Source organism: Pseudomonas sp. NPDC088322, from assembly GCF_044740745.1.
In the GTDB taxonomy this organism is placed as follows: domain Bacteria; phylum Pseudomonadota; class Gammaproteobacteria; order Pseudomonadales; family Pseudomonadaceae; genus Aquipseudomonas; species Aquipseudomonas shirazensis.
The window spans coordinates 378,064-401,460 of record NZ_JBIURK010000006.1 but is presented as its reverse complement, the minus strand read 5'-3'; the positions used below and the strand labels follow the sequence as shown (position 1 = coordinate 401,460).

The 23,397-nt window shown below is 63.1% G+C and carries 24 protein-coding genes; 10 read left to right on the top strand and 14 right to left on the bottom strand.

The annotated features are described in order from the left end of the window. A complete protein-coding gene (gene mmsB / locus ACIOAU_RS18370; protein WP_401183758.1) occupies positions 1-888 on the top strand; it encodes a 3-hydroxyisobutyrate dehydrogenase in 888 nt (295 codons plus the stop codon). Positions 889-1,008: 120 nt separating this feature from the next. Here mmsB and ACIOAU_RS18365 read toward each other — a convergent pair whose 3' ends face one another. From ACIOAU_RS18365 to ACIOAU_RS18330, 8 genes are all read right to left on the bottom strand, one after another. Next, positions 1,009-1,353, bottom strand: coding sequence for a cupin domain-containing protein (locus ACIOAU_RS18365; protein WP_101322114.1), 345 nt, complete (start codon positions 1,351-1,353; stop codon positions 1,009-1,011). Between the two features lie 111 nt (positions 1,354-1,464). Then, positions 1,465-2,397 (bottom strand): phosphatidate cytidylyltransferase, encoded by a 933-nt coding sequence (locus ACIOAU_RS18360; RefSeq protein WP_401183756.1) that lies wholly within the window; start codon positions 2,395-2,397, stop codon positions 1,465-1,467. A gap of 1 nt (position 2,398) precedes the next feature. Next, entirely contained in the window at positions 2,399-3,022 is a 624-nt protein-coding gene (locus tag ACIOAU_RS18355) for a lysophospholipid acyltransferase family protein (RefSeq protein ID WP_101322112.1), read from the bottom strand. A gap of 10 nt (positions 3,023-3,032) precedes the next feature. Beyond that, a complete protein-coding gene (locus ACIOAU_RS18350) occupies positions 3,033-3,464 on the bottom strand; it encodes a hypothetical protein (protein WP_101322111.1) in 432 nt (143 codons plus the stop codon). Then, positions 3,449-4,774: a phosphatase PAP2/dual specificity phosphatase family protein gene (locus ACIOAU_RS18345; protein WP_150570699.1), complete on the bottom strand. Its 1,326-nt coding sequence runs from the start codon at positions 4,772-4,774 to the stop codon at positions 3,449-3,451. The genes ACIOAU_RS18350 and ACIOAU_RS18345 overlap by 16 nt, the downstream gene beginning before the upstream one ends. After that, entirely contained in the window at positions 4,774-6,528 is a 1,755-nt protein-coding gene (locus tag ACIOAU_RS18340; protein WP_401183751.1) for a bifunctional alpha/beta hydrolase/class I SAM-dependent methyltransferase, read from the bottom strand. The genes ACIOAU_RS18345 and ACIOAU_RS18340 overlap by 1 nt, the downstream gene beginning before the upstream one ends. A gap of 45 nt (positions 6,529-6,573) precedes the next feature. After that, a complete protein-coding gene (locus tag ACIOAU_RS18335) occupies positions 6,574-7,179 on the bottom strand; it encodes a CDP-alcohol phosphatidyltransferase family protein (RefSeq protein ID WP_150570697.1) in 606 nt (201 codons plus the stop codon). A 98-nt stretch (positions 7,180-7,277) separates the two neighbouring features. Next, a complete protein-coding gene (locus ACIOAU_RS18330) occupies positions 7,278-7,592 on the bottom strand; it encodes a putative quinol monooxygenase (RefSeq protein WP_401183747.1) in 315 nt (104 codons plus the stop codon). A 181-nt stretch (positions 7,593-7,773) separates the two neighbouring features. Here ACIOAU_RS18330 and ACIOAU_RS18325 point away from each other — a divergent pair, with 181 nt between their 5' ends. The 3 genes from ACIOAU_RS18325 (at position 7,774) to ggt (ending at position 11,256) form a co-directional block, all read left to right on the top strand. Next, positions 7,774-8,364: an NAD(P)H-dependent oxidoreductase gene (locus ACIOAU_RS18325; protein ID WP_101322106.1), complete on the top strand. Its 591-nt coding sequence runs from the start codon at positions 7,774-7,776 to the stop codon at positions 8,362-8,364. Between the two features lie 87 nt (positions 8,365-8,451). Next, positions 8,452-9,348, top strand: a complete 897-nt coding sequence (locus ACIOAU_RS18320) for a LysR substrate-binding domain-containing protein (RefSeq protein ID WP_401183744.1) — start codon at positions 8,452-8,454, stop codon at positions 9,346-9,348. A 240-nt stretch (positions 9,349-9,588) separates the two neighbouring features. Further along, positions 9,589-11,256, top strand: a complete 1,668-nt coding sequence (ggt, locus tag ACIOAU_RS18315) for a gamma-glutamyltransferase (RefSeq protein WP_150570695.1) — start codon at positions 9,589-9,591, stop codon at positions 11,254-11,256. Positions 11,257-11,320: 64 nt separating this feature from the next. Here the strand turns inward: ggt and ACIOAU_RS18310 are convergent, their stop codons facing one another. Together ACIOAU_RS18310 and ACIOAU_RS18305 are read right to left on the bottom strand one after the other, a co-directional pair. Then, complete coding sequence (locus ACIOAU_RS18310; RefSeq protein WP_401183741.1) at positions 11,321-13,240, bottom strand: methyl-accepting chemotaxis protein; 1,920 nt, start codon at positions 13,238-13,240, stop codon at positions 11,321-11,323. A gap of 251 nt (positions 13,241-13,491) precedes the next feature. Beyond that, positions 13,492-14,376 (bottom strand): neutral zinc metallopeptidase, encoded by an 885-nt coding sequence (locus ACIOAU_RS18305; protein ID WP_150570693.1) that lies wholly within the window; start codon positions 14,374-14,376, stop codon positions 13,492-13,494. A 199-nt stretch (positions 14,377-14,575) separates the two neighbouring features. Between ACIOAU_RS18305 and pcaH the strand changes: the two genes are divergently transcribed. Then, positions 14,576-15,295, top strand: coding sequence for a protocatechuate 3,4-dioxygenase subunit beta (pcaH, locus tag ACIOAU_RS18300; RefSeq protein WP_101322102.1), 720 nt, complete (start codon positions 14,576-14,578; stop codon positions 15,293-15,295). A gap of 11 nt (positions 15,296-15,306) precedes the next feature. Further along, positions 15,307-15,912 (top strand): protocatechuate 3,4-dioxygenase subunit alpha, encoded by a 606-nt coding sequence (gene pcaG, locus ACIOAU_RS18295; RefSeq protein WP_150573010.1) that lies wholly within the window; start codon positions 15,307-15,309, stop codon positions 15,910-15,912. An 18-nt stretch (positions 15,913-15,930) separates the two neighbouring features. On the opposite strand, the gene ACIOAU_RS18290 is transcribed toward pcaG, so the two are convergent. From ACIOAU_RS18290 to ACIOAU_RS18280, 3 genes are read right to left on the bottom strand one after another with little or no spacing between them, the layout of a single operon-like run. Continuing rightward, entirely contained in the window at positions 15,931-16,101 is a 171-nt protein-coding gene (locus ACIOAU_RS18290) for a hypothetical protein (protein WP_401183737.1), read from the bottom strand. Between the two features lie 22 nt (positions 16,102-16,123). After that, positions 16,124-17,209 carry a tRNA (uridine(54)-C5)-methyltransferase TrmA gene (gene trmA / locus ACIOAU_RS18285; protein WP_401183734.1) on the bottom strand — a complete coding sequence of 362 codons (1,086 nt, stop codon included), beginning with the start codon at positions 17,207-17,209 and terminating at the stop codon, positions 16,124-16,126. Then, positions 17,206-18,501, bottom strand: coding sequence for an NCS2 family permease (locus ACIOAU_RS18280; RefSeq protein ID WP_101322099.1), 1,296 nt, complete (start codon positions 18,499-18,501; stop codon positions 17,206-17,208). Before ACIOAU_RS18280 ends, trmA begins: the two co-directional genes overlap by 4 nt. Before the next feature lie 203 nt (positions 18,502-18,704). On the opposite strand from ACIOAU_RS18280, the gene ACIOAU_RS18275 reads away from it, so the two are divergent. Continuing rightward, on the top strand, positions 18,705-19,211 hold the full coding sequence (locus tag ACIOAU_RS18275) for a GNAT family N-acetyltransferase (RefSeq protein ID WP_101322098.1): 507 nt from the start codon (positions 18,705-18,707) through the stop codon (positions 19,209-19,211). Here ACIOAU_RS18275 and ACIOAU_RS18270 read toward each other — a convergent pair. Next, positions 19,188-20,453 carry an MFS transporter gene (locus tag ACIOAU_RS18270; RefSeq protein WP_150570689.1) on the bottom strand — a complete coding sequence of 422 codons (1,266 nt, stop codon included), beginning with the start codon at positions 20,451-20,453 and terminating at the stop codon, positions 19,188-19,190. The genes ACIOAU_RS18275 and ACIOAU_RS18270 overlap by 24 nt on opposite strands. Positions 20,454-20,796: 343 nt before the next feature. Here ACIOAU_RS18270 and ACIOAU_RS18265 point away from each other — a divergent pair, with 343 nt between their 5' ends. Genes ACIOAU_RS18265 through ACIOAU_RS18255 form a run of 3 tightly spaced genes read left to right on the top strand, consistent with a single transcriptional unit; the run spans position 20,797 to position 23,394 of the window. Further along, positions 20,797-22,227 (top strand): cytochrome ubiquinol oxidase subunit I, encoded by a 1,431-nt coding sequence (locus ACIOAU_RS18265; protein WP_103438557.1) that lies wholly within the window; start codon positions 20,797-20,799, stop codon positions 22,225-22,227. A gap of 3 nt (positions 22,228-22,230) precedes the next feature. Beyond that, entirely contained in the window at positions 22,231-23,238 is a 1,008-nt protein-coding gene (gene cydB, locus ACIOAU_RS18260; RefSeq protein ID WP_150570688.1) for a cytochrome d ubiquinol oxidase subunit II, read from the top strand. Positions 23,239-23,250: 12 nt separating this feature from the next. Next, the gene (locus ACIOAU_RS18255; protein WP_150570687.1) at positions 23,251-23,394 is read left to right on the top strand and encodes a DUF2474 domain-containing protein; all 144 of its coding nucleotides are present in this window, start codon (positions 23,251-23,253) and stop codon (positions 23,392-23,394) included. Positions 23,395-23,397: the final 3 nt, after the last annotated feature.

Here is a 23,397-nt window from a genome sequence, read left to right as displayed (position 1 = left end):
ATGCGTATTGCATTCATTGGTCTGGGCAACATGGGCGCGCCCATGGCCCGCAACCTGATCAAGGCTGGGCATCAGCTCAACCTGTTCGACCTCAACCAGAACGTACTGGCCGAACTTGCCGAGCTTGGCGGGCAGATCAGCGCCTCACCCAAGGACGCTGCGGCCAACAGCGAGCTGGTCATCACCATGCTGCCGGCGGCAGCGCATGTGCGTGGCGTCTACCTCAACGATGACGGCGTGCTGGCCGGGATTCGCCCAGGTACGCCGACCGTCGATTGCAGCACGATCGACCCACAGGCCGCCCGCGAAGTGTCCAAGGCTGCTGCGGCCAAGGGCGTCGACATGGGCGATGCGCCGGTGTCCGGCGGTACCGGTGGCGCAGCGGGCGGCACCCTGACCTTCATGGTCGGCGCCAGCGCTGAACTGTTTGCTCGCCTGGAGCCGGTGCTCAAGGACATGGGCCGCAACATCGTCCATTGCGGCGAAGTCGGTACCGGGCAAATCGCCAAGATCTGCAACAACCTGCTGCTGGGCATCTCGATGATCGGCGTGTCCGAGGCGATGGCGCTGGGCAATGCGCTGGGCATCGACACCCAGGTGCTGGCCGGCATCATCAACAGTTCCACAGGCCGTTGCTGGAGTTCGGATACCTACAACCCATGGCCGGGGGTGATCGACACGGCGCCTGCCGCGCGCGGTTATACCGGCGGCTTTGGTGCCGAGCTGATGCTCAAGGATCTGGGGTTGGCCACTGAAGCTGCGCGACAGGCGCATCAGCCGGTGATTCTCGGTGCCGTGGCGCAGCAGCTGTATCAGGCGATGAGCCTGCGCGGCGATGGCGGCAAGGACTTCTCGGCAATCGTCGAGGGCTATCGCAAGAAGGATTGAGCGTCACGTGTCTTGATCGTGGCTCGAAGCGCCCTCCCACTGTAACTGCGCACCTGGGGGAGGGCGGTTCGAGTCGCGATTTTTTTTGCCTTGCGCTTAGCCGATCAACTCAATCTTTGATCAGGCAAAGACAAAATACTTGCGCACGGTTTCGACCACTTCCCAGGTGCCTTTCATGCCCGGCTCGATGACGAACACATCGCCGGCCTTGAGGTGCTTGGGCTCTTCGCCTTCCGGGGTGATGATGCAGTAGCCGTCGAGGAAGTGGCAGAATTCCCACTTGTCGTAGTTGACCTCGAACTTGCCCGGGGTGCAGATCCAGGTGCCCATGATCTTGCTGCCGTCAGCCGACAGGTAGGCGTTGAGGTTGACCGTGTGCGGGTCACCGCCAATGCGCTTCCACTTGGTCGCGTCGACTACCGGGATCGGGCAGGTTTCACGCAGGACGGTAATGAAATCGGACATGGCAGGTGTTCCCTTTGGGATGCTTATGGACGCATCACCATAGGGCTATCGCGCGTGGCCCAGTTGCCTGCGCTCGACCTCTACCTGCCTGCCCGCGCTATCGCCGCGCGGTTATGCCCACCAGTAACGCACAAAGTGAAAGAACACCGGCGCGGCAAAACACACCGAGTCGATGCGGTCGAGCATGCCGCCGTGGCCTTCGATCATGTGCCCCCAGTCCTTGACCCCGCGGTCGCGTTTGATCGCCGACATCACCAGCCCGCCGAAGAAGCCCATGGCGTTCACGGTCAGCGCCATCAACGCCGCCTGCCAGAAGCTGAACGGGGTAATCCAGCACAGCGAGGCGCCGATCAGAGTGGCCAGGGCTACACCGCCGAGCAGGCCCTCGAGGGTTTTCGACGGGGACAGGTTGGGTGCCACTTTGCGCTTGCCGAACAGCTTGCCGCAGACGTACTGCAGCACATCGCTGATCTGCACTACCAGGATCAGCCAGGCGATCAGCAGCAGGTTGCGGCCTTCGAAACCGGGGATGTCGAGGGTCATCAGCGCCGGCACCGCCGACACGCAGTAGACGGCAATCATCAGCCCCCACTGCACTTTCGAGGCGCGTTCGAGAAAGCGCGTGGTATCGCCGCCAAAGCTGGCCAGAATCGGCAGCAACAGGAACAGGTACACCGGGATGAAGATGCTGAACAGGCCGTACCAGTCCATCGCGATCAGCAGATACTGCAGCGGCAATGCCACATAGAACGCCGCAACCAGTGCCGGGTAGTCGCTGCTCCGGGTCGGGGTCAGGGTCATGAACTCGCGCAGGGCATAGAACGACACGCAGTAGAACAGCACGATCACGCCGTACTTGCCGAACAGGAAGGCGATGCCGATCACCAGCACCATCACCCACCAGGCGTTGATCCGCGCATTGAGGTTGTCGATCACCGCATGGGGGCCGGCGCCGGCGCGCCACTTGAGCAGGCGGCCGATGACGCTGGCGAGCAGCAGCAGCGCGCCGATCCCGGCAAACAGCAAAACAGTGTTGTGGTCCATCTCAGGCTTCCTTGGGGGCCAGGTTCAGCAGGGCCTGGCGGGCCCGCTCGAGAAACGCGTGCTTGTCTTCAGCGGCCTGCACCTGCAGCGGTTCGCCAAAGCTCAAGGTGCACAACAGCGGCAGCGGCAGGGCGCGGCCCTTGGGCATGACCCGGTTGAGGTTGGCGATCCACACTGGCACCACTTCCATGTCGGGGTTGGCGACGGCGAGGTGGAACAAACCGCTCTTGAACGGCAACAGTGGCTCATCGCCGAGATTGCGCGTGCCCTCGGGGAAGAAGATCAACGAATCGCCACCGGACAGCGCATCAAGCACCGGCTGCAGCGGGTTGGCCTGGACTTCGCTGCGCTGCCGGTCGATCAGCACACCGTTGAATACCTTGCGGATGACGAAGTTGCGCAGGCCCGGTTTGGCCCAGTAGTCGGCGCCTGCAACCGGTCGCGTGCGCTGGCGCAGCGGCCCCGGCAGCGACGCCCAGAGCAGGACGAAGTCGCCGTGGCTACTGTGGTTGGCGAAGTACAGGCGCTGCACCGGCTGCGGCGTGCAGCCGAGCCAGAGGGCGCGGGCGCCGGTGATCAGGCGCGCGGCGGAGGTGATGGCAAAGGCAGTCAGGGCGGTGAGCATGGCACGGGTCTTATCCGATCAAAGGGAGTGTCAGCAGCGTAGTCAGGCACAGCGCGATCTGCAGGGCCAGGCACAGGCCTTGGCGGCGTAACAGGCCGAGCGCAGCCTGGCTGCGCGTGGTCCAATCGCGCGGGTCGCTGGCGCTGGGTTTGAGGTTGAGGTCGAACAAGGCGCGGTCGAGCTGGCCCGTAGCGGCTGGCAGGTCGCTCCGCGAAGCCAGCTCGGCAAATAACTCGGCATCCAGCGCGACTCGCACCGCCAGGTATTTATGCACAAGGCCGAGTATCACCAGCAGGGCGCATAACCCACTGCCCAGTAGCGGCAGTGGGGCGCCCAGCAGCGGCGCCAGGCCATAGCCCAGCGCGATCAGGCTGATGCCGTCGGACAGTCGCTCCAGTTGCTGGCCGCGGCCGAGCAGGCTGGCGGTTACGCGCAGGTGCATGCTTGCCCCTCCAGTTGCCTGAGCATGTGCTGGTGTGCGCTGCGCAGGACGATGCCCGGGCGCGCCTGGCGCAAGCGCAGTTCGGCTTCAGCCAGGCTCGTGCAGCGGCCACTGAGCAGCAACCAAGCGGCGACGGCGGTGGCGCTGCGCGAGTAACCCAGCGCGCAACAGACCAGCAACGGCCCTTGCTGGCGCAGCGTCTCGATAGCGTCGGCGGCGGCGCGGCACAGCTGTAGATCGGCGACCACCAGATCCAGGGTCGGCAGGCTACGGTAATGGTTTGCCAATGGTTTGGCTGCCAGGCATGGCAGTTCGGCACACAGGTCGACAATCGCCGAAAACTGCCCCGCCTCACCGGCTGCCGGAATACGGCCGAGGAAGACCCCGTCACAGATTTCGTCCGCCTGCGGATGGCGTCGCGTCCACAGCCGCGAGTTGATCCAGGCGCCGAGCAGGTAGGGTGCAAACAGCCAGCTGGCGGCCATCGACAGGCGCCCATCAGCGCCTTTTTGAAACGCGCTGGCACCGAGTACCGCGTAGCTCAAGGCCACCAGCAGCAGCGCCAGTGCCGGCCACAATAGCCACAGCCAGGCGCCGCCGGCCCAGCTCGCCAAACCGGTGCACAGCGCAGCGCCCAGGGTGTAGTAAAGCGCCAGCCGCCAGCGCTTGGGATCCTGCGCCAGACGCGCAGCTTGCAACGGCGGTTGACCGTCGCGAGGCCACAGCCAGACGCATAGCAGCCCGACCAACGCACCGCTCGGCAAGTCGATGAAGTGGTGCTGCCAGGTGGTCAGCACCGACACCCCGATCAGCGCCATCCAGCCGTGCATCAGCCAGCGCCCACGCGGGTTGCGCAGGTGGCGGGCGAACATAGTCCAGATGATCACCAGCAGGGCGATGTGCAGCGAGGGCGCCTGATTGAACGGTTTGTCGAAGCCCATCAGTACATCGAACAGCCAGCCGAACAGGCCGCTCAGCTCCGGTCGCTCGAAGGTAAAGCGCAGCGGCCAGAGCAGAAAGCCGGCCACGCAGATCAGCTGCGCGCTCAACAAGGCCAGGGCGTGGCGGTCCATCTCGCGGCGGTTGCGTGGCAGCAGAAACGACAGGCCGTAGAGCAGGTCGATGGACCAGTACGGGATGATCGTCCACGGCCACAACGGCATCTGGCTTTCCCAGCCGAACACCAGGCTGCCGACATCGGCACGGCCCGCCGTGTAGGTGTTGGCCAGGCCGTAGCTGAGAAAGAAAAACGGCCCGAGCAGCAGTAGCCACAAGACCCCACGGCGGATCAGCCCGGCTTCACGCGCCATCACTCGACCCGCTGCGCCAGGCTGACACTGAAGATGCCCCATTCGTCGATGCGCTGGGTGATCTTGCGAAAACCAGCGGCGGCAACCAGCTGATCCATTTCGGCCTGGCTGCGTCGACGCATGACCCAGGCCTGACCGCCACGGTGGCTGGTCAGGGCGCGGGCGATCATCTCCAGCTGCGGGTGCCACGGCTGGCCGGTATAGACCAGATAGCCGCCCGTTTCGACGGCATCAGCCAGGCCGGCCAGCGAGGTGCTGACCATCTGGTTGCTGGCGAATAGTTCGTACAGCCCGGAAACCACAGCCAGGCTCGGGCGCGGCTCGAGTGTGGCCAGGCTCTGCCGGTCAAAGGCGTCGCCCTGGACGAAACGCGCGATATCGCCCAAGCCCTTTTCGGCAATCAGCGCCGTGCCCTGCTGCACATTCAGTTCGCTGTAGTCGCGCAGCAGGATCGAGTCCGGCAGTTGCTCGAGTTCCTGCAAGGCTTCAAGAATGTAGCGGCCATGGCCGGCGGCGATGTCGACGATATCGACTGTGCGGCCCTGCTCGCGCAGGCGCCGGATCGCTTCGCGCAGCAGCTCTTCGACATGCAGCTTGCGCTGGCGAATACCGCGCCAGCCAATGGCGTCGAGGTAGTTGCGGTCGATCATCTGGCCCAGCTTGCCCTTGCCAGTGGCCTGGTTGCGATAGACATAGTCAAGGGTGCTGCCGGAGTCGAAGCCGGTATCGAAGCCCAGCTTGAGCCCGTCTGCCATGCCTTTGCCCAGACGCAGGCCGGCGCGGGTGGCGCGCCAGTACAGATCCCGTGGCGAGTAGCGCGGCAGCTTTGCTGCGAGGCTTTCGGCTTCGGCGCAGCTGGCGCCGGACTGGTCGGCATCGAGCAGCGAAGGTGCCGCCAGCGGGGCATCGAAGCAGTGCTCGACGAAGCGCTTGATGCGCGGCAGTACATGGCTGCGGTCACGCTCGCCAAGGGTGTCGTGGAAGAACCCAGGCAGCAGGTGCAGCTCTTTGCGGGCACTGCCCAGGCGCTCGAAGAACTGCTCCTGCGGCGCCCGCTCGACCACCAGGTCGGCGCCCGAAACCAGCAATTGGGTCGGCAGTTGGATCGCCTGAGCGTCCGCCACTACCCGGTCTGCGGCTTCATACAGGCCGAGCAGCATGGTCACCGAGATGGGCCGGCTGATCAGCGGGTCGGCCACATACGAAGCCACCCGCTCCGGGTCGTGGGTGAGCAGCCGTGGCTTGACGTAGCTGTTGACGAAGAAGTTGCCGCGCGCGGCTTTCATCAGCTTCAGGCCAGGGCGGGCGAACGGCACGTAGAGTTTGACCTTGAACGCCGGCGAGGCCAGCACCAGGCAGCGTACCTTGGGCGCGTAGTCATGCGCCCAGGTGGCAATCAGCACGGCACCGACGCTTTGCGCCAGCACCACGGTGTTGTCTTCGGCGATGCCGTGGCGGGTTTGAATGTGCTCGATGAAGGTCTGCACATCGCGCACGCTGGTGGCAAAGCTCGGGCTGTCGCCGCGCGCCCCTGGCGACTGGCCGTGGCCACGTGCGTCCCAGGCAAAGAAGTCATAGCCGGGCATGTCCAGTTCGTCTGCCAGGTGCGCCAGGCGCCCGCCGTGCTCATGGCCGCGGTGGAACATCACCACCGCCCGACGCGGCTGATGCTCGCTGCGGATGGCCGGCCAGTAGCGATAGTGCAGCTCGACGCCGTCATGGGTAGAGAAGTGCAGCGATTGCGCCTGGCGCATGGCAAAGGTCCTTTTGGCTGGCGGCGGTGCGGTCAGTGGCGACGATCAGTTGGCGTGGGTCAGGCCCTGACGTACCCGGTTGTAGAGGGTATAGAGCGAGAGCAGCAGAATCACCAGCAGCAGGCCGTTGATCCAGGTTGGATCGAGCAGGCCAAAGGCGACACCGGTACCGAGCAGGCCAAAGGCAAACGCGCGATCGCTCTTGCCCATCGGCCCGTCGTAGCGCCGCGCTGCACCGGCCAGCGGGCCCATCACCCCCGCGTATTCGCTGATCAGTGCGCTCAACACCAGCAGCACCACCAGCACGGGCGATACCCCGACCAGCAGGGCAAACGGCAGGTACAGCGCAGCGTCGGCGATCACGTCGCTCAGTTCATTGAGGTAGGCACCAAGCCTGGACTGCTGGCCAAACTCGCGGGCGAGCATGCCGTCCACCGCGTTGAGCGCCATGCGCAGCAGCATCCAGATCGGCAGCAGGATGAACAGCCCGTGGATGTCGGCAAAGCAGGCCAGCAGCAGGCCCAGCAGCAGCGAGACTATCCCAGCGGCAACCGTGACCTGATTGGCCGTCACCCCGCGGTCGTACAGGCGCTGCACGGTGGGCCGCAGCAGGGCCTGGAAGCGGGGTTTGAGCTGATAGATGGACGGCACGGGGAGATCCTTATCGGGTGCGCAATGAAAGCTAATCCGTGGATTGTGAGAAGCCCGGCGGCTGGCGGCAAGCGACATTTGTCAGCTATTTGAACGGCTCAACGTTTACCCGAGGCGACGCTGAGCATGTCGATGCGTTGCACCTCGAAATCGTGCTCCAGATAGTCCATGCGCTGCGCGGCAAACTGCTGCATATGGGCCAGCGCGCAGTGCGCATCGAACGCCGCCTGATCGGCCCACACCTCATAGAAGATGAACAGGCTCGGGTCCTGCTGATCGCGCAACATGTGGTATTCGACGCAGCCCGGCTCCTGGCGGCTTGGTTCGACGTAGGCGCGGAACAGTTGCTCGAATGCTTCGGCCTTTTCCGGGCGGGTCTTGGCTTTGAGAATAAAGGCGTATTGAGCGTTCATGACTGCACCTTGCAAATAAGTGGAGAAGCGATTTTAAAGCAACAGTCTGGTGATGATTCGTGATTACAAGGCAAAACTGATTTGCCCAATGCTGGCTGTTTCCGCCACGGGCGAGCCTCTAACCTGCAGCCATCTGAAGTGCATCGGTCTGCGGATCGACACAGAACCTTAGAGGCTCGATATGAAAAAGATTCTTCTGCTCAATGGCGGCAAACAGTTCGCCCACTCCGACGGCCGCTTGAACGAAACCCTGCACGATGCCGCGCTGGCCTATCTGGACCGGGCCGGTTTCGATGTCAAACAAACCTTCATCGACGGCGGCTACGACATCAAGGAAGAAGTGCAGAAATACCTTTGGGCCGACGTGATCATCTATCAGATGCCCGGCTGGTGGATGGGTGCCCCGTACACCGTCAAACAGTACTTGGATGAAGTGTTCACCGAAGGCCACGGCAGCCTCTACGCCAGCGACGGCCGGACCCGCTCCGACGCTTCGCAGAAGTACGGCAGTGGCGGCCTGATCCAGGGCAAGCAGTACATGATTTCGGCCACCTGGAACGCGCCGCAACAGGCCTTCGACGACCCCAACGACTTCTTTGAAGGCAAGGGCGTGGATGCGGTGTACTTCCCGTTCCACAAGGCCAACCAGTTCCTCGGCATGAGCGGCCTGCCAACCTTCCTCGCCGTCGATGTGATGAAGCGCCCGGATGTGGCCGCTACCGTGGCAGCCTACGAGGCGCATCTGGCCAAGGTGTTCGGCCAGGCCCGGTAAGCGATGCGCGGCGTGACCGACGCGGCAGTTGCTTGCCCGGCAATAAACGGCCGACAATCCAGGCCTCATCCTGGCCCAGGCACTGCCGTGAAAACCCGCTCAGAAGAACTCCAGGTATTCGTCAGCGTGATCGACTGCGGCTCGATTTCCGCCGCTGCCGAGCAACTCGGGCAAACCCCGTCTGCGGTCAGCCGCACCCTGGCGCGGCTGGAAGGCAAGCTTGGCACCACGCTGATCAACCGCACCACGCGGCGCATGGACCTGACCGAAGAAGGGCGGTTCTTTGTACTGCACGCGCGGACCATCCTCGAACAGATGAGCGAGCTCGAAGAGCGCCTGTCGCTGCACCGGCAGACGCCGTCGGGGCGCCTGCGCATCAACGCCGCAGCACCATTCATGCTGCACGCGATCGTGCCCTGGATCGCTGAGTTTCGCGCGCTGTACCCGGCCATCGAGCTGGAGCTGAACACCGATGACCTGATCATCGACCTGCTCCAGCAAAGCACCGACGTCGCCATCCGCATCGGCGAGCTGGCCGACTCCAGCCTGCATGCGCGCTCGCTGGGCTGCAGCCCGATCCAGATTCTGGCCAGCCCCGAATACCTGCAACGCCACGGCGTGCCGCGCCAGGTCAGTGACTTGAGCGAGCACTGCCTGCTCGGCTTCAGCTCGCTGGACAGCCTCAACCAATGGCCGCTGCGCCACGCCGACGGCGACAGTTGGCGAATCCGCCCGCAGTTGACCGCATCCAGTGGCGAGACCTTGCGCCAGCTGGCGCTGGCCGGGCAGGGTATCGTCTGCCTGTCGCATTTCATGACCCACGAAGATATCCGCGCCGGGCGCCTGCACGTGCTGTTGAGCGAGGCCAACAATGGGTACCGGCAGCCGATTCATGCGGTTTACTACCGCAACACCCAGCTGGCGCTGCGGATTCAGTGCTTCCTTGATTTCATCCAGACCAAGCTGGCGGCGTATGCCTGCTGAGCGCGTGGTACTGGTCCGGGATTGCCGGGGGTGCTGCGCACCCCTTTCGCGACACAAGGCCGCTCCTACGCCGACCGCGTCCACTCAGGCTGACGCGGCCCCAGCAATCTCGATCCTAAGAACCGTTCTAAAAACGACACGAATGACGCAATGCCGTCGTCCTGTGTCTGGTGCGTTTGCTTAGTCAAAACGCTTCAGTGTTAATAAGTGATCAACAAAAACAACACCAAGGAAGTGCTCATGCGTCTCGTCATGTTCCAATCCATGGCCCTCGGGGCCGCGATCCTGAGCTGTTCGTCGGCCTTCGCGGTGACCCTTGAAGGCGGCGCAGTGGCCGCGCCCGATCAATATGGCGCACAGGTCGCCGCCGATATCCTGAAAAAAGGCGGCAACGCCGTCGATGCCGCCGTGGCCACTGCCTTCACCCTGGCAGTCACCTATCCAGAAGCCGGCAACATCGGCGGCGGTGGCTTCATGACCCTGTACGTGGACGGCAAAGCGTACTTCCTCGACTACCGCGAAGTGGCGCCCAAGGCGGCCACCCGCAATATGTACCTGGACGAAAAAGGCGAGGTCATCGAGAACCTCAGCCTGGTCGGCGTGCGCGCCGCTGGCGTGCCGGGCACAGTAATGGGCTTGTGGGAGGCGCATCAAAAGTTCGGCAAGTTGCCCTGGAGCGAGCTGCTGACTCCGGCCATCGGTTACGCCAACAACGGCTTCAAGATCGCCCAGAAGCAGTACCAGTATCGCGACGATGCCCAAGGCCTGTTCAAGACCGCGACCAACTTCAACGATTATTTCGGCAGCATGAAAGTCGGCGAGCTGTTCAAGCAGCCGGAGCTGGCGCAGACCCTCGAACGCATCGCCGACAAAGGCGTCAGCGAGTTCTATCAAGGCAAGACCGCCGACCTGCTGGTTGCGCAGATGAAGGCCGATAACGGCCTGATCAGCAAAGACGACCTTAAGGACTACAAAGCCCTCTGGCGCGAGCCGATGGCCATCGACTGGCGCGGCAACGTGGTCTACACCGCGCCACCGCCAAGCTCAGGCGGCGTAGCGCTGGCGCAGTTGCTCGGGATCAAGGAAAACCGCGCGGCAGACTTCAAGGGCGTCGAGCAGAACTCGGCGCGCTACATCCACCTGCTGGCCGAGATTGAAAAGCGCGTGTTCGCCGACCGCGCCGACTATCTTGGCGACCCGGCCTTCACCGAGGTACCGGTGGACAAGCTGGTGGCCAAGGACTACCTGAAAAAACGCGCCGAGCAGGTCAACCCAACCGCCATTTCCGCCACCGACACGGTCCGCCCGGGGCTGGAGCCGCATCAAACCACGCACTTCTCGATCGTCGACAAACAGGGCAACGCGGTCAGCAACACCTACACCCTCAACCTCGACTACGGCAGTGGCGTGGTGGTCAAGGGCGCAGGCTTCCTGCTCAACGACGAGATGGATGACTTCAGCAGCAAGCCCGGTACCGCCAATGCCTTTGGCGTGGTCGGCGGCGATGCCAACGCGATTGCTCCGGGCAAACGCATGCTGTCGTCGATGAGCCCAAGCCTGGTGACCCGCGACGGCAAGGTCAGCCTGGTCATCGGTACGCCGGGCGGCTCGCGCATCTTCACCTCGATCTTCCAGGTGATGAACAACCTCTACGACTACGACATGCCGCTGGCCAAGGCCGTTGCAGCGCAGCGCGTGCATCACCAGCTGCTGCCCAAGGACACTATCTACTTCGACAGCTATGCACCGTTGACCGGCAAGGTCGCCGACGAGCTGAAAAAGATGGGCTATGTGCTTGAGGATCAGGGCTGGGAGATGGGCGATATCCAGGCCATTCGCGTCACCGATGGCAAGCTTGAAACCGCCTCCGACCCGCGCGGTCGTGGTGTTGGCATGATCGTCAAGTAACGCCAGTGCTGCTCAGCCCGGCCAGCATTGCGCTGGCCGGGCTGAGCAGTTCACAAGGCAGCGGTCACACGCGGAACTTGCTTACCAGCGTCTGCAGATGACTGCCAAGGCGTGCCAGCTCGACGCTCGACGCGGCGGTTTCATCACTGGCTGCGGCTGTCTGTTCCGACACATCGCGTACATTGAGAATGCTCCGGCTGATCTCCTCGGCAACCGCGCTCTGTTGCTCGGCGGCTGCGGCGATCTGCTGGTTCATCGACTGGATGTTGGACACAGTGCGGGTGATGTTCTCCAGCGAACCACCGGCCTTGCGCGCCAGCTCGACGCTGCTTTCAGTCAGGTTGCGGCTGCCCAGCATGGCGTTGGCCACTTGCTGGGTGCCGTTCTGCAGGCTGGCGATCAGCTCTTCGATCTCTTCGGTGGACTTCTGCGTACGCTGCGCCAGGCCGCGCACTTCGTCGGCGACCACGGCAAAACCACGCCCGGCTTCACCGGCGCGGGCAGCTTCGATGGCCGCGTTCAATGCCAGCAGGTTGGTCTGCTCGGCAACCGACTTGATCACGTCCATGACACTGCCGATCTTCTGGCTTTCCTGCTGCAGCAGGTTCATTGCGTCAGTCGAGCGCTGGACTTCGTCGGCCAGGCGTTCGATCTGGTTGATCGCCTCGCCCACCACCCGGTCACCGGCACGCGCTTCATCATCGGCACCCGTTGCCGCGCGCGAAGCCTGTTCAGCGTTGCGGGCGACTTCCTGCACGGTCGCAGCCATCTCGTGCATGGCAGTGGCAACCTGGTCAGTCTCGACTTTCTGGCTGTTGGCACCGGCGCTGGTCTGCTCGGTCACGGCCGACAGCTCTTCGGCGGCGCTGGCAATCTGCGTTACGCCATCACGAATACCACCGATCAACTCGCGCAGGGTGCTGCCCATGCGGCTGATGCTTTGTTGCAGCACGCCCAACTCGTCACGGCGGGTGACCCGCAGCTCACTGGACAGGTCGCCACCGGCAATACGCTCGACGGCGTCCATGGTTTCGCGCAGCGGGCGGGTGATCTGGCGGGTGATGATGATCGCGGCGCATACCCCGACCAACAATGCCAGCAGGGTCGAGATGATCTGCAGATGGCGCGCCTGGTCGCTTTCGATGTCGCGGCGCTCGAGCTGGATCTTGTACAGGGCGTCGCTGCGTTTGACGATGTCGGCACCTTGCACGGTCATCTCGGCGCGGGCCACGGCGATGGCGGCGGTGGCGTCGCGGAAGTCACGCACGGCCGAGCGGTAAGCCTGCACGCTCTGGTCGAACTGTTGCAGGCGGGTGCTTTCGTTGGGTAGCTGGCGCTTGAGGTTGTCGATCTCGACCAGGGCCGCGTCGAGCTGGCGCAGGGCGGCCTGTTCATTGGCTGCGCTGTTGTCAGCGATGTAGCCGCGTACATCGACGCGCACTTGCAGCAACTGCTGACGCGTCTTGCTGATGGCCTGATACTGGGCCAGGCGTACGCTGTCGACTTCCGGCTGGGCCAACACGTCGCGGCTGATCGCATCAAGGATCTGATCGGACTTGGCGGCAGTCTGGTTCATGTTCTCGCGGTTGGCGAGGGTGGTCTTGTAGCCCGCGCGCATCTTGCTCAGCGACAGTTTGTAGTCGCTGATGATCGCGCCCAGCTCGTTGAGCAGCTTGACGTTTTCAGGGCTCTTGAACGAGGCCACCAAGCGCTGCTGCTGGGCACTGAAGGTGTCCAGTTTGGTCTGGGTGTTGGCCGCAGCGGCGTCATCGCCGTTGGCGATCATGTACTGCAGACGTGCTACGCGCAGGTCGGTGAGGTCTTTGTTGAGCTGGCTGATGTCGCTCATCCAGTTACTGCGGTCGATCAAGCTGCCCAAGCTGTTCCAGCCGGTCAGGGCCAGCAGGCCGGTCAAAAGCAGGACCAGGCCAAAGCCCAGGCCCAGTTTGAAATTGACACTGATGTTGGCAAACCAACTGTTCATGCACGCACTCCATAAAGATCATTCGCTCAGTTGTTGTCAATCGCTGGCGTTATTCTTCCCGGGGCCCGCTGATTCGTGCATGAGTTATCGGCCACAATCGGGCTAGCTGAAACGCTTTTTCAGCAGATTTGTAACTGTCTGAAAATCCGAGGGTTTTACTGCGGCATTGGCGTTAAAAAGCGGCGCATTCAACGACACCTCCTGAGCGCAAAGTGCTCAAGAGGCGTTGTTGCATGCAGATTGGCGGGGAATTACAGCGTGCGTGCGTTGAAGGTATCGCAGCGGTTGACGTCACCGTCGCTGAAGCCGGTCTTGAACCAGCGTACGCGCTGCGCCGACGTGCCGTGGGTGAACGAATCCGGCACCACGCGACCTTGGCCTTGCTGTTGCAAGCGGTCATCACCGATGGCGTTGGCGGCGTTAAGTGCCTCTTCGATGTCACCCGGTTCCAGCCAGTTCAGGCGTTTCTGCGCCTGATAGGCCCAGACCCCGGCAAAACAGTCGGCCTGCAATTCCTGACGCACCAGCAGGCCGTTGTCACCCTCCATCTTCTGCCCGCGCTGGCGAGCGGCCTGGACCTGATTGGAGACGCCGAGCAGCGTCTGCACATGATGGCCGATCTCGTGCGCGATGACGTAGGCCTGGGCGAAGTCGCCGGCGGCGGCAAAGCGCGTTTCCATTTCGCGGAAGAAGGTCATGTCCAGATACACCCGCTGGTCAGCCGGACAGTAGAATGGCCCGACCGCCGAGGAGGCGAAGCCGCAGGCCGAATTGACCTGGCCGCTGAACAGCACCAGCTTGGGGTCACTGTATTGCTTGCCGGCCTGGGCGAACAGCGCCTTCCAGGTGTCTTCGGTGTCACCCAGGATCGAGGCAACGAACGCGGCCTGATCATCATTGGCCGGCGGCGCCTTGCCTTCGACGTTGGCCGGCGCGCTTTGCTGCATCTGCCCGGTCAGTTGGCCGAGAATCTGCAGCGGGTCCTGGCCGGTCATCCAGCCGATGCCGACGATCAGCAGGATGGCGCCCAGGCCCAGCCCCTTGCCGCCGCCAAAGCGCATGCCGCCGCCACCGCCGCCGCCTGCACCGCGAGCATCGACCACATTGTCGCTACGCCGACCTTTTCGCCATTCCATCGAGCTTCTCCAAACCGCGAGGTTGAGGGTATAGATTAGTTCAGTGCTGCTGCCTTGTGCAGGCACGCTGCAAGGCATAACCAAACAGTTATGGCTAAGACCGCTGATTTCAATATTCATCCCATCCAGGCTATCGGAAACTGCAAGTCCGCCCGCCACGCACGGGCGCTCGCACAACTCCAATAAGAGGAACACCGGTATGCCTGCCGAGGACACCAGCCGCTTCGTGATCCGTGATCGCAACTGGCACCCGAAAGCGCTGACCCCAGATTACAAGACGTCGATTGCCCGCTCGCCGCGCCAGGCGCTGGTCAGCATCCCGCAGTCGATCAGTGAAACCACCGGCCCGGACTTCACTCACCTGGGCTTTGGCCAGCACGACAACGACCTGCTGCTCAACTTCGACAACGGTGGCCTGCCGATCGGCGAGCGCATCATCGTCGCCGGCCGAGTGATCGACCAGTACGGCAAACCAGTGCCAAACACCTTGGTGGAAATGTGGCAGGCCAACGCCGGCGGCCGTTACCGCCACAAGAACGACCGTTACCTGGCGCCGCTGGACCCCAACTTCGGTGGTGTCGGCCGGGCCCTGACCGACCGCGATGGCTATTACAGCTTCCGCACCATCAAGCCCGGCCCGTACCCATGGCGCAACGGCCCGAATGACTGGCGCCCGGCGCACATTCACTTCTCGATCAGCGGCCCGTCGATCTCGACCAAGTTGATTACCCAGCTGTACTTCGAAGGTGATCCGCTGATCCCGCTGTGCCCGATCGTCAAGTCGATCGCCAACCCGCAAGCGGTGCAGCAACTGATTGCCAAGCTCGACATGAGCAACGCCAATCCGATGGATTGCCTGGCGTACCGTTTTGACATCGTTCTGCGCGGTCAGCGCCAGACCCACTTCGAAAACCGCTGAGGAGCCGCGACATGCCAATTGAATTGCTGCCGGAAACCCCGTCGCAGACTGCCGGCCCTTACGTGCACATCGGCCTGGCCCTGCAAGCAGCGGGCAACCCGGTTCGGCCGACCGAAATCTGGAACACCCTGGCGCGCCCTGAAGCCGCCGGCGAGCACATCCTGCTGATCGGTCAGGTCTACGATGGCAATGGCCATCTGGTGCGTGATTCGTTCCTGGAAGTGTGGCAGGCCGATGCCGACGGCCAGTACCAGGATCAGTACAACCTGGAAAACCCGTTCAACAGCTTTGGCCGTACCGCCACCACCTTCGACTCCGGTGACTGGACGCTGCACACGGTCAAACCGGGTGTGGTCAAGAATGCCGCCGGCGTGCCAATGGCGCCGCACATCAACATCAGCCTGTTTGCCCGCGGCATCAATATCCAACTGCACACGCGGCTGTATTTTGATGACGAAGCCGAGGCCAACGCCAAGTGCCCGGTGCTCAACCTGATCGAGCAGCCGCAACGGCGCGAGACGCTGATTGCCAAACGCTGCGAAGTCGACGGCAAGACTGCCTATCGCTTCGACATGCGGATTCAGGGCGAAGGCGAGACGGTGTTCTTCGACTTCTGATACAAGCCTGAAACCAGCCTACGCCAGCGAGGCCCCCAAAAGCCTCGCTGGCGCCGGTATCAGCACATCGCACTGCTCGTCTGCCGGGCTGCGCAGCTGCAAGCGCTGCGGGTGGGTCAGGCGGCTGTAGCCGAGCAGGGCCTGGCTGGCCAGTTGCTCGATGCTGGTGGGGTGGCCGTGCCGAAGCATTGCAGCCCCGGCAGAGGTCGGTTCAGCGTCGGACCAGCAGCACACCGCTTTCCATATGGTGGGTATAGGGGAACTGGTCGAACAGGGCGCAGCGTTCGATCCGGTGCGTATCGTGCAACTGGGCGATGTTGGCCGCCAGAGTTTCCGGGTTGCAGGATATGTACAGGATGCGCTCGAAGCGTCGAGTCAGCTCGCAGGTATCCGGGTCCATCCCCGCGCGCGGCGGGTCGACGAACACCGTGCCGAACTGATAGCTCTTCAGGTCGATGCCCTGCAGGCGGCGGAACGGGCGCACCTCGTTCAGTGCCTCGGTCAGCTCTTCGGCCGACAGGCGCACCAGGCGCACGTTATCCACGCCGTTTTCGTCGAGGTTGTGCAAGGCGGCATTGACCGAGGTCTTGCTGATCTCGGTGGCCAGCACCTGGCGTACGCGGGTTGCCAGCGGCAGGGTGAAGTTGCCGTTGCCGCAGTACAGTTCGAGCAGGTCGTCGTCGCGCTCGCCGATGGCCTCAAATGCCCAGTTGAGCATCTTCTGGTTGACCGCGCCGTTGGGCTGGGTAAAAGCACCCTCGGGCTGGCGGTAGCTGAAGGTGCGCCCGGCGACGTTGAGTTTTTCCACCGCATAGTCACGGCCAATTACCAAACGCTTGCCTTTGGAGCGGCCAACCAGGCTCACGTCGAGCTCGGCGGCCAGCTCGCGGGCAGCAGCTTCCCACTCGTCGTCGAGCGGGCGGTGATAGCACAGGGTGATCATTGCATCGCCGGCCAGGGTGGTCAGGAACTCCACCTGGAACAGCCGATTGCTCAGCGTCTCGCTCGCCTGCCAGGCCGCTTTCAGGCGCGGCATCAGCGCATTGATGCGTTGGCTGGCAATCGGGAAATCCTCGATCAGGATCGCCTTGTGCTTTTCGCCCGGGGCGAACATGGCGTAGTGACGCTGGCCGTCTTCACGCCACAGGCGAAACTCGGCGCGCAGGCGGTAGTGCTCGCGCGGCGACTCGAACACCACAGGCTCGGGCGCGCTGAACGGCGCCAGCAGCTCGCGCAGGCGCTCGACTTTTGGCGCCAGCAGGCTTTGGTAGGCAGATGGATCGAAAACAGAACTCATGCGTTGAACCAGCCCAGCTTGATAACGAACAGAATCGACAGGATGATCAGCGCCGGGTTCAGGTCTTGGCGGCGGCCCGACAGCAGCTTGATCGCGGTCCAGGCAATGAAGCCGAAGGCGATGCCGTTGGCGATCGAGTAGGTCAGCGGCATGGCCAGGGCAGTCACCACCACAGGGGCGGCCTCGGTGACGTCGTCCCAGTTGATTTCAGCCAGGCCCGAAGCCATCAGCACGGCGACGAACAACAGCGCCGGTGCGGTGGCGAAGGCCGGCACGCTGCCGGCCAACGGCGCGAAGAACAGCGCCAGCAGGAACAACACCGCGACCACGATGGCGGTCAGGCCAGTACGGCCACCGGCGCTTACACCTGCTGCCGACTCGATGTAGCTGGTGGTGGTCGAGGTACCCAGCAGCGAGCCGGCCATGGCTGCGGTACTGTCGGCGATCAGTGCCCGGCCCATTTTCGGCATGTGGCCGTCCTTGCTCATCAGGCCCGCGCGTTTGGCCACGCCGATCAAGGTGCCGGAGTTGTCGAACAGGTCGACGAACAGGAAGGCAAAGATCACGCTGACCAGGCCCACATCCAGAGCGCCAGCGATGTCCAGCTGGAGGAAGGTCGGCGCCAGCGATGGCGGCATCGAGACTACACCGGCAAACGGCGTCACGCCCATCAGGATCGAGGCTACGGTGACGGCCAGAATGCCGATCAGTACAGCCCCGCGAACCTTCATTGCTTCCAGCGCGACGATCAGGAAGAAGCCCAGTGCAGCGAGCACCGGAGCAGGCTTCTTGAGGTCGCCCAAACCAACCAGGGTGGCTGGGTTATCAACGACGATGCCGGCATTGTTCAGCGCAATCAGTGCGAGGAACAGGCCGATACCGGCGGCGATGGCCGAGCGCAGCGGCAGCGGAATGCTGTTCACGATCCACTCGCGGATGCGGAAGATCGACAGCAGGAAGAACAACACCGCCGAGATGAACACCGCACCCAGCGCCACCTGCCAGGTATGGCCCATGTGCAGGACCACGGTGTAAGTGAAGAAGGCGTTCAGGCCCATGCCCGGCGCCAGTGCGATCGGGTAGTTGGCGATCAGGCCCATGGTCGCCGAGCCGATGGCCGCAGCCAGGCACGTCGCGACAAAGATCGCGCCCTTGTCCATACCGGTCTCGCCGAGGATGCTCGGGTTGACGAAGAGGATGTAGGCCATGGCCAGGAACGTGGTCACGCCCGCAAGTATCTCGGTGCGCACGTTGGTGTTGTGTGCTTTTAGTTGAAACAGCCTTTCCAGCATGCCCGCTCCCAAAGACGCCTCCGGGGCGCCGTTAATGTATCGACCTCATCAGCAAAGCACAGACCGTACCGGATGCCGTGGTTTTATCTGGGGTAGAAAAAAGCCGCGCATCATACCAGCATGCTTGCTGAGCGGTAATCAATGTCGCGATACACTGCGCATTCAGTGCCGATCACCCAGACGGCCGCCGCCGAGATGCCGCTGTGCAGCTGATTGACTACTCGCAGCTAACCCCGGCCCAGCGTGGGCAACTGCTGGAGATCCAGCTGCCGTCTGAGCAGCAGTGCTTCGCCGGCGATATCGCTGATGCCTTGTATCTGTTACTCGGTTGCGGCTCTGATCAGCGCCGCGGCGTCGCGCTGTTGCTCGATGATGTGCCCAGAGCGTTTCTGCTGCTTCAGCGTGGCGCATTTCTGCCCGCCTGGGGTCAACCTGATGCAGCGATGATGACTGCGTTGCAGGTCGACTGCAGGTTTCAGGGGCAGGGCCTTGGGCGCTTTTGCATGCAGGCGCTACCGGCTCTCTTGCGCACCATGTGGCCTGAGATCAGGCGCCTGCAGTTGTCAGTGGACCGCGCCAACCTCGGCGCTTTGGCCTTGTACCGTGCAACCGGCTGGCGCGAAAGCGGCAATGGCTTTCGCGCCCGGGTCGGCTACGAGCAGCAGATGAGCCTGCTGCTGGCGGGGTCAACCTTTGATCGGTGCGGCTGACGCCGCTGGCGCTTCTGCTACCGGCTGGCTGTGCAGTTGATCGCGGTTGGCCAAGCTCGGGAACAACTTAATCCACACCCCGGTCACCACCAGCGTGCCGACGCCGCCCAGCACCACTGCCGGTACGGTGCCGAACCAGTGCGCGGTAATGCCTGACTCGAACTCCCCGAGCTGGTTCGAAGCCCCGATGAACAAGCCATTTACCGCGCTGACCCGGCCGCGCATTTCGTCAGGCGTTTCCAGCTGCACGAAAGCGCTGCGGATGACCATGCTGATCATGTCTGCCGCGCCCAGCACCACCAGCACCGCCAGCGAGAACCAGAACGAGGTCGACAGGCCAAAGGCGATGGTGGCCACGCCGAACACGCCGACTGCGGTGAACATGGTCCGGCCGACCTTGCGCTCGAACGGGAAGCGCGCCAGCCATACCGACATCAACAGCGCGCCGACTGCCGGCGCCGAACGCAGCAGGCCCAGGCCCCACGGGCCAGTCAACAGGATGTCCTTGGCGAACACCGGCAACAACGCCGTGGCGCCGCCCAGAAGCACGGCGAACAGGTCCAGCGAGATGGCACCGAGGATGTCCGGCCGGCTACGGATGAAGCGTATCCCGGCCAAAAGAGACTCCAGCGTCGCCCGGCCGCGCTGCTGGACCTGCTGGCGGGCATCCAGGCTCAGGGTCAGGCCGCAGGCGATCACATACAGCGCCACGGTCGGGCCGTACACCCAGATGCTGCCCAGCGCATACAACAAGCCGCCGACCGCAGGGGCGACGATAGTGGCGGCCTGGGTCGCCGATGCCGAGGCTGCCACGGCCCGCGGGAACAGTCCGGGCGGGACCACGTTGGGCAGCAGGGCCTGAGTCGCCGGCATTTCAAACGAACGTGCGGCGCCGAGCAGGAAGGCCAGGCAGAAGATCAGCTCACGGCTGACGTTGTCGGTGGCACTGCCGAGCACCAGTGCCAGCGCAATCAGCGCTTGCAGGCTCTGGCACAGCGCCGCCACCCGGCGCCGGTCATAGCGGTCGGCCACGTGCCCGGTATGCAGCATGAACAACACCCGCGGGGCGAATTCGACCAGGCCGACCAGACCCAGATCGAGCACGTTGCCGGTCAGCTGATAGAGCTGCCAGCCAATCGCCACAGTGAGCATCTGAAAGCCGCTCGCGGTAAACACGCGGGCCAGCCAGAACGCGAGAAAGGGGCGGTGGTGACGCAACAACAGCGGAGCAGAGTCGGACATCGGCAGCCTGCGACCTATAAGAACCCGGGGCTCTGCAGCCTATCATCTGTTTGTAACAAAGAGTTGCACAAGTCCTGCTCAAGCACCTTTTGCCATTGCATGGAAGAGGGTGGGGCAATGCGCCACGCGGCATCCAGCCACAGGCCCTGGGGCGGAATTCGGGGCTATGCTGGATACAGCCATTGATCTGGGTCAATCGTTGCAAATGCATTGATCGGCCTGTGCGGCGTGAATCCCTGCAATCGAATAGAACAATTCCAACAGGTCGCACTCGATAACCGTGGGGGCAGTGGGCATCAGGGCCACAAGCCCGAAATGCCGGTTCACCTGAAGAGGAAGCACCATGTTCGGCTTAGAAGCCCTAGAGCTCGCCCGAATCCAGTTCGCCTTTACCGTGTCCTTTCACATTCTGTTCCCGGCCATCACCATTGGCCTGGCCAGTTATCTGGCGGTTCTCGAAGGCCTGTGGCTGAGAACCGACAACCGCGTCTACCGCGATCTCTACCATTTCTGGTCGAAGATCTTCGCCGTCAACTTTGGCATGGGCGTGGTCTCGGGTTTGGTCATGGCTTATCAGTTCGGCACCAACTGGAGCCGCTTCTCTGATTTCGCCGGCGCCGTCACCGGGCCATTGCTGACCTACGAAGTGCTCACTGCATTCTTCCTCGAAGCAGGCTTCCTTGGCGTCATGCTGTTTGGCTGGAGCCGCGTAGGCCGCGGCCTGCACTTCTTCTCGACGCTGATGGTGGCGCTGGGCACGCTGGTCTCGACCTTCTGGATCCTGGCTTCCAACAGCTGGATGCAGACCCCACAGGGCCACGAAATCATCGATGGCCGGGTAATCCCGGTGGATTGGCTGGCGGTGATCTTCAACCCGTCGTTCCCCTACCGCCTGGCGCACATGGCCACCGCCGCCTTCGTCGCCACGGCGTTCTTCGTCGGCGCCTCGGCGGCCTGGCATCTGCTGCGCGGGCGCGACAACCCGGCCGTGCGCAAGATGCTCTCGATGGCGATGTGGATGGCCCTGATCGTGGCCCCGGTGCAAGCGATCATCGGCGACTTCCATGGGCTCAATACGCTCAAGCATCAGCCGGTGAAAATCGCCGCCATCGAAGGCCATTGGGAGAACAAGCCCGGTGAGGCGACCCCGCTGATTCTGTTCGGCATCCCCGACATGGAAGCCGAAACCACTCGCTTCAAGGTCGAGATTCCGGTGCTCGGCAGTTTGATCCTGACCCACAGCCTGGACAAGCAAGTGCCGGCCATGAAGGAATTCCCCAAAGAGGATCGGCCCAACTCGACGATCATCTTCTGGTCGTTCCGGGTCATGGTTGCGCTGGGCATGCTAATGATTGCCGCTGGCCTGTGGAGCCTGTGGCTGCGTAGAACCGGCGCGATCTACCATTCGCGGCCGTTCCTGTACTTCGTGTTGTGGATGGGGCCATCCGGGCTGATCGCTATTCTGGCTGGCTGGTTCACCACCGAGATCGGCCGCCAGCCGTGGGTGGTATATGGCTTGATGCGCACGGCCGATGGCGTCTCCAACCACAGCTACGGCCAGCTCGGCTTCACGCTGGTGATGTTCGTGGTGGTCTACTTTGCGGTGTTCGGCACCGGCCTGGCGTACATGATGCGCCTGGTGCGCAAAGGCCCGCATACCGGTGAAGAAGAGCAGCCACCTGGCGGCCCAGGGCAAAAACGGACCCCGGCGCGGCCCTTGTCCGCTGCCGATGACGGCCATGAGGCCAACTCCAGCCTGACCGAGAGGAACTGAGCCATGGGTATCGATCTTCCGCTGATCTGGGCTGTGATCATCATCTTTGGCGTGATGATGTATGTGGTGATGGACGGGTTCGACCTGGGCATCGGCATTCTCTTCCCGTTCGTCAAGGCCGAGCATGACCGCGACGTGATGATGAACACCGTCGCGCCGGTCTGGGACGGCAACGAAACCTGGCTGGTGCTGGGCGGAGCGGGCTTGTTCGGGGCGTTTCCGATGGCCTACGCGGTGGTGCTGGAGGCACTGTATCTGCCGCTGATCCTGATGCTGATCGGGTTGATCTTCCGCGGTGTGGCCTTCGAATTCCGCTTCAAGGCCACTGCTGCCAAGCGCCACGTGTGGGACAAGGCGTTCATCGGCGGCTCGCTGCTGGCGACGTTCTTTCAGGGTGTGGCATTGGGCGCGTTCATCGAGGGCTTCAAGGTGGTCGACCGCCACTATGCCGGCGGCGCCTGGGACTGGGTCACGCCGTTCAGCCTGTTCTCCGGGCTGGGCCTGATCGTCGCCTACGCCTTGCTGGGTTGCACCTGGCTGATCATGAAAACCGAAGGCCCGCTGCAACAGCAGATGCATGTGCTTGGCCGGCCCCTGGCTCTGGTACTGCTGGCGGTCATCGGCATCGTCAGCCTGTGGACGCCGATCGCTTACCCGCAGATTGCCGAGCGCTGGTTCAGCATGCCTAACCTGCTGTGGTTCATGCCGGTGCCGATTCTGGTCATGGTGACGTTCTATGGCTTGTTCAAGGCGATTGCTCGCTCAGCGCACTACACGCCGTTTCTGCTGACCCTGGTGTTGATCTTCTTGGGCTACAGCGGCCTGGGGATCAGCGTCTGGCCAAACATCATCCCGCCGTCGATCTCGATCTGGGAGGCCGCCGCACCGCCGCAGAGCCAGGGCTTCATGCTGGTGGGGACGCTGTTCATCCTGCCGTTGATCCTCGGTTACACGTTCTGGAGCTATTACGTGTTCCGCGGCAAAGTCACCCATGACCAGGGCTATCACTAGGAGGTGCGCGGCATGACCGGTGTCGAACAGAAGAAGCCACTGTGGCAGCGGCTAGGTTGGCTGGTGATGATCTGGGCGGCGAGTGTCGCCGCCCTGGGTGTGCTGGCTTGGCTGATGCGCATGTTCATGAGCGCAGCCGGGCTGAGCACGCATTGACCG

Excerpts from the sequence above, each read along its gene's own strand:
- mmsB (WP_401183758.1), top strand. The coding sequence starts at position 1 with ATGCGTATTGCATTCATTGGTCTGGGCAACATGGGCGCGCCCATGGCC.
- ACIOAU_RS18265 (WP_103438557.1), top strand. The coding sequence starts at position 20,797 with ATGTTCGGCTTAGAAGCCCTAGAGCTCGCCCGAATCCAGTTCGCCTTT.
- ACIOAU_RS18360 (WP_401183756.1), bottom strand. The coding sequence starts at position 2,397 with ATGGACCACAACACTGTTTTGCTGTTTGCCGGGATCGGCGCGCTGCTG.
- ACIOAU_RS18290 (WP_401183737.1), bottom strand. The coding sequence starts at position 16,101 with ATGCTTCGGCACGGCCACCCCACCAGCATCGAGCAACTGGCCAGCCAG.
- cydB (WP_150570688.1), top strand. The coding sequence starts at position 22,231 with ATGGGTATCGATCTTCCGCTGATCTGGGCTGTGATCATCATCTTTGGC.
- trmA (WP_401183734.1), bottom strand. The coding sequence starts at position 17,209 with ATGAGTTCTGTTTTCGATCCATCTGCCTACCAAAGCCTGCTGGCGCCA.
- ACIOAU_RS18365 (WP_101322114.1), bottom strand. The coding sequence starts at position 1,353 with ATGTCCGATTTCATTACCGTCCTGCGTGAAACCTGCCCGATCCCGGTA.
- ACIOAU_RS18340 (WP_401183751.1), bottom strand. The coding sequence starts at position 6,528 with ATGCGCCAGGCGCAATCGCTGCACTTCTCTACCCATGACGGCGTCGAG.
- ggt (WP_150570695.1), top strand. The coding sequence starts at position 9,589 with ATGCGTCTCGTCATGTTCCAATCCATGGCCCTCGGGGCCGCGATCCTG.
- pcaG (WP_150573010.1), top strand. The coding sequence starts at position 15,307 with ATGCCAATTGAATTGCTGCCGGAAACCCCGTCGCAGACTGCCGGCCCT.
- ACIOAU_RS18310 (WP_401183741.1), bottom strand. The coding sequence starts at position 13,240 with ATGAACAGTTGGTTTGCCAACATCAGTGTCAATTTCAAACTGGGCCTG.
- ACIOAU_RS18255 (WP_150570687.1), top strand. The coding sequence starts at position 23,251 with ATGACCGGTGTCGAACAGAAGAAGCCACTGTGGCAGCGGCTAGGTTGG.
- pcaH (WP_101322102.1), top strand. The coding sequence starts at position 14,576 with ATGCCTGCCGAGGACACCAGCCGCTTCGTGATCCGTGATCGCAACTGG.
- ACIOAU_RS18270 (WP_150570689.1), bottom strand. The coding sequence starts at position 20,453 with ATGTCCGACTCTGCTCCGCTGTTGTTGCGTCACCACCGCCCCTTTCTC.
- ACIOAU_RS18350 (WP_101322111.1), bottom strand. The coding sequence starts at position 3,464 with ATGCACCTGCGCGTAACCGCCAGCCTGCTCGGCCGCGGCCAGCAACTG.
- ACIOAU_RS18345 (WP_150570699.1), bottom strand. The coding sequence starts at position 4,774 with ATGGCGCGTGAAGCCGGGCTGATCCGCCGTGGGGTCTTGTGGCTACTG.
- ACIOAU_RS18330 (WP_401183747.1), bottom strand. The coding sequence starts at position 7,592 with ATGAACGCTCAATACGCCTTTATTCTCAAAGCCAAGACCCGCCCGGAA.
- ACIOAU_RS18280 (WP_101322099.1), bottom strand. The coding sequence starts at position 18,501 with ATGCTGGAAAGGCTGTTTCAACTAAAAGCACACAACACCAACGTGCGC.
- ACIOAU_RS18325 (WP_101322106.1), top strand. The coding sequence starts at position 7,774 with ATGAAAAAGATTCTTCTGCTCAATGGCGGCAAACAGTTCGCCCACTCC.
- ACIOAU_RS18355 (WP_101322112.1), bottom strand. The coding sequence starts at position 3,022 with ATGCTCACCGCCCTGACTGCCTTTGCCATCACCTCCGCCGCGCGCCTG.
- ACIOAU_RS18305 (WP_150570693.1), bottom strand. The coding sequence starts at position 14,376 with ATGGAATGGCGAAAAGGTCGGCGTAGCGACAATGTGGTCGATGCTCGC.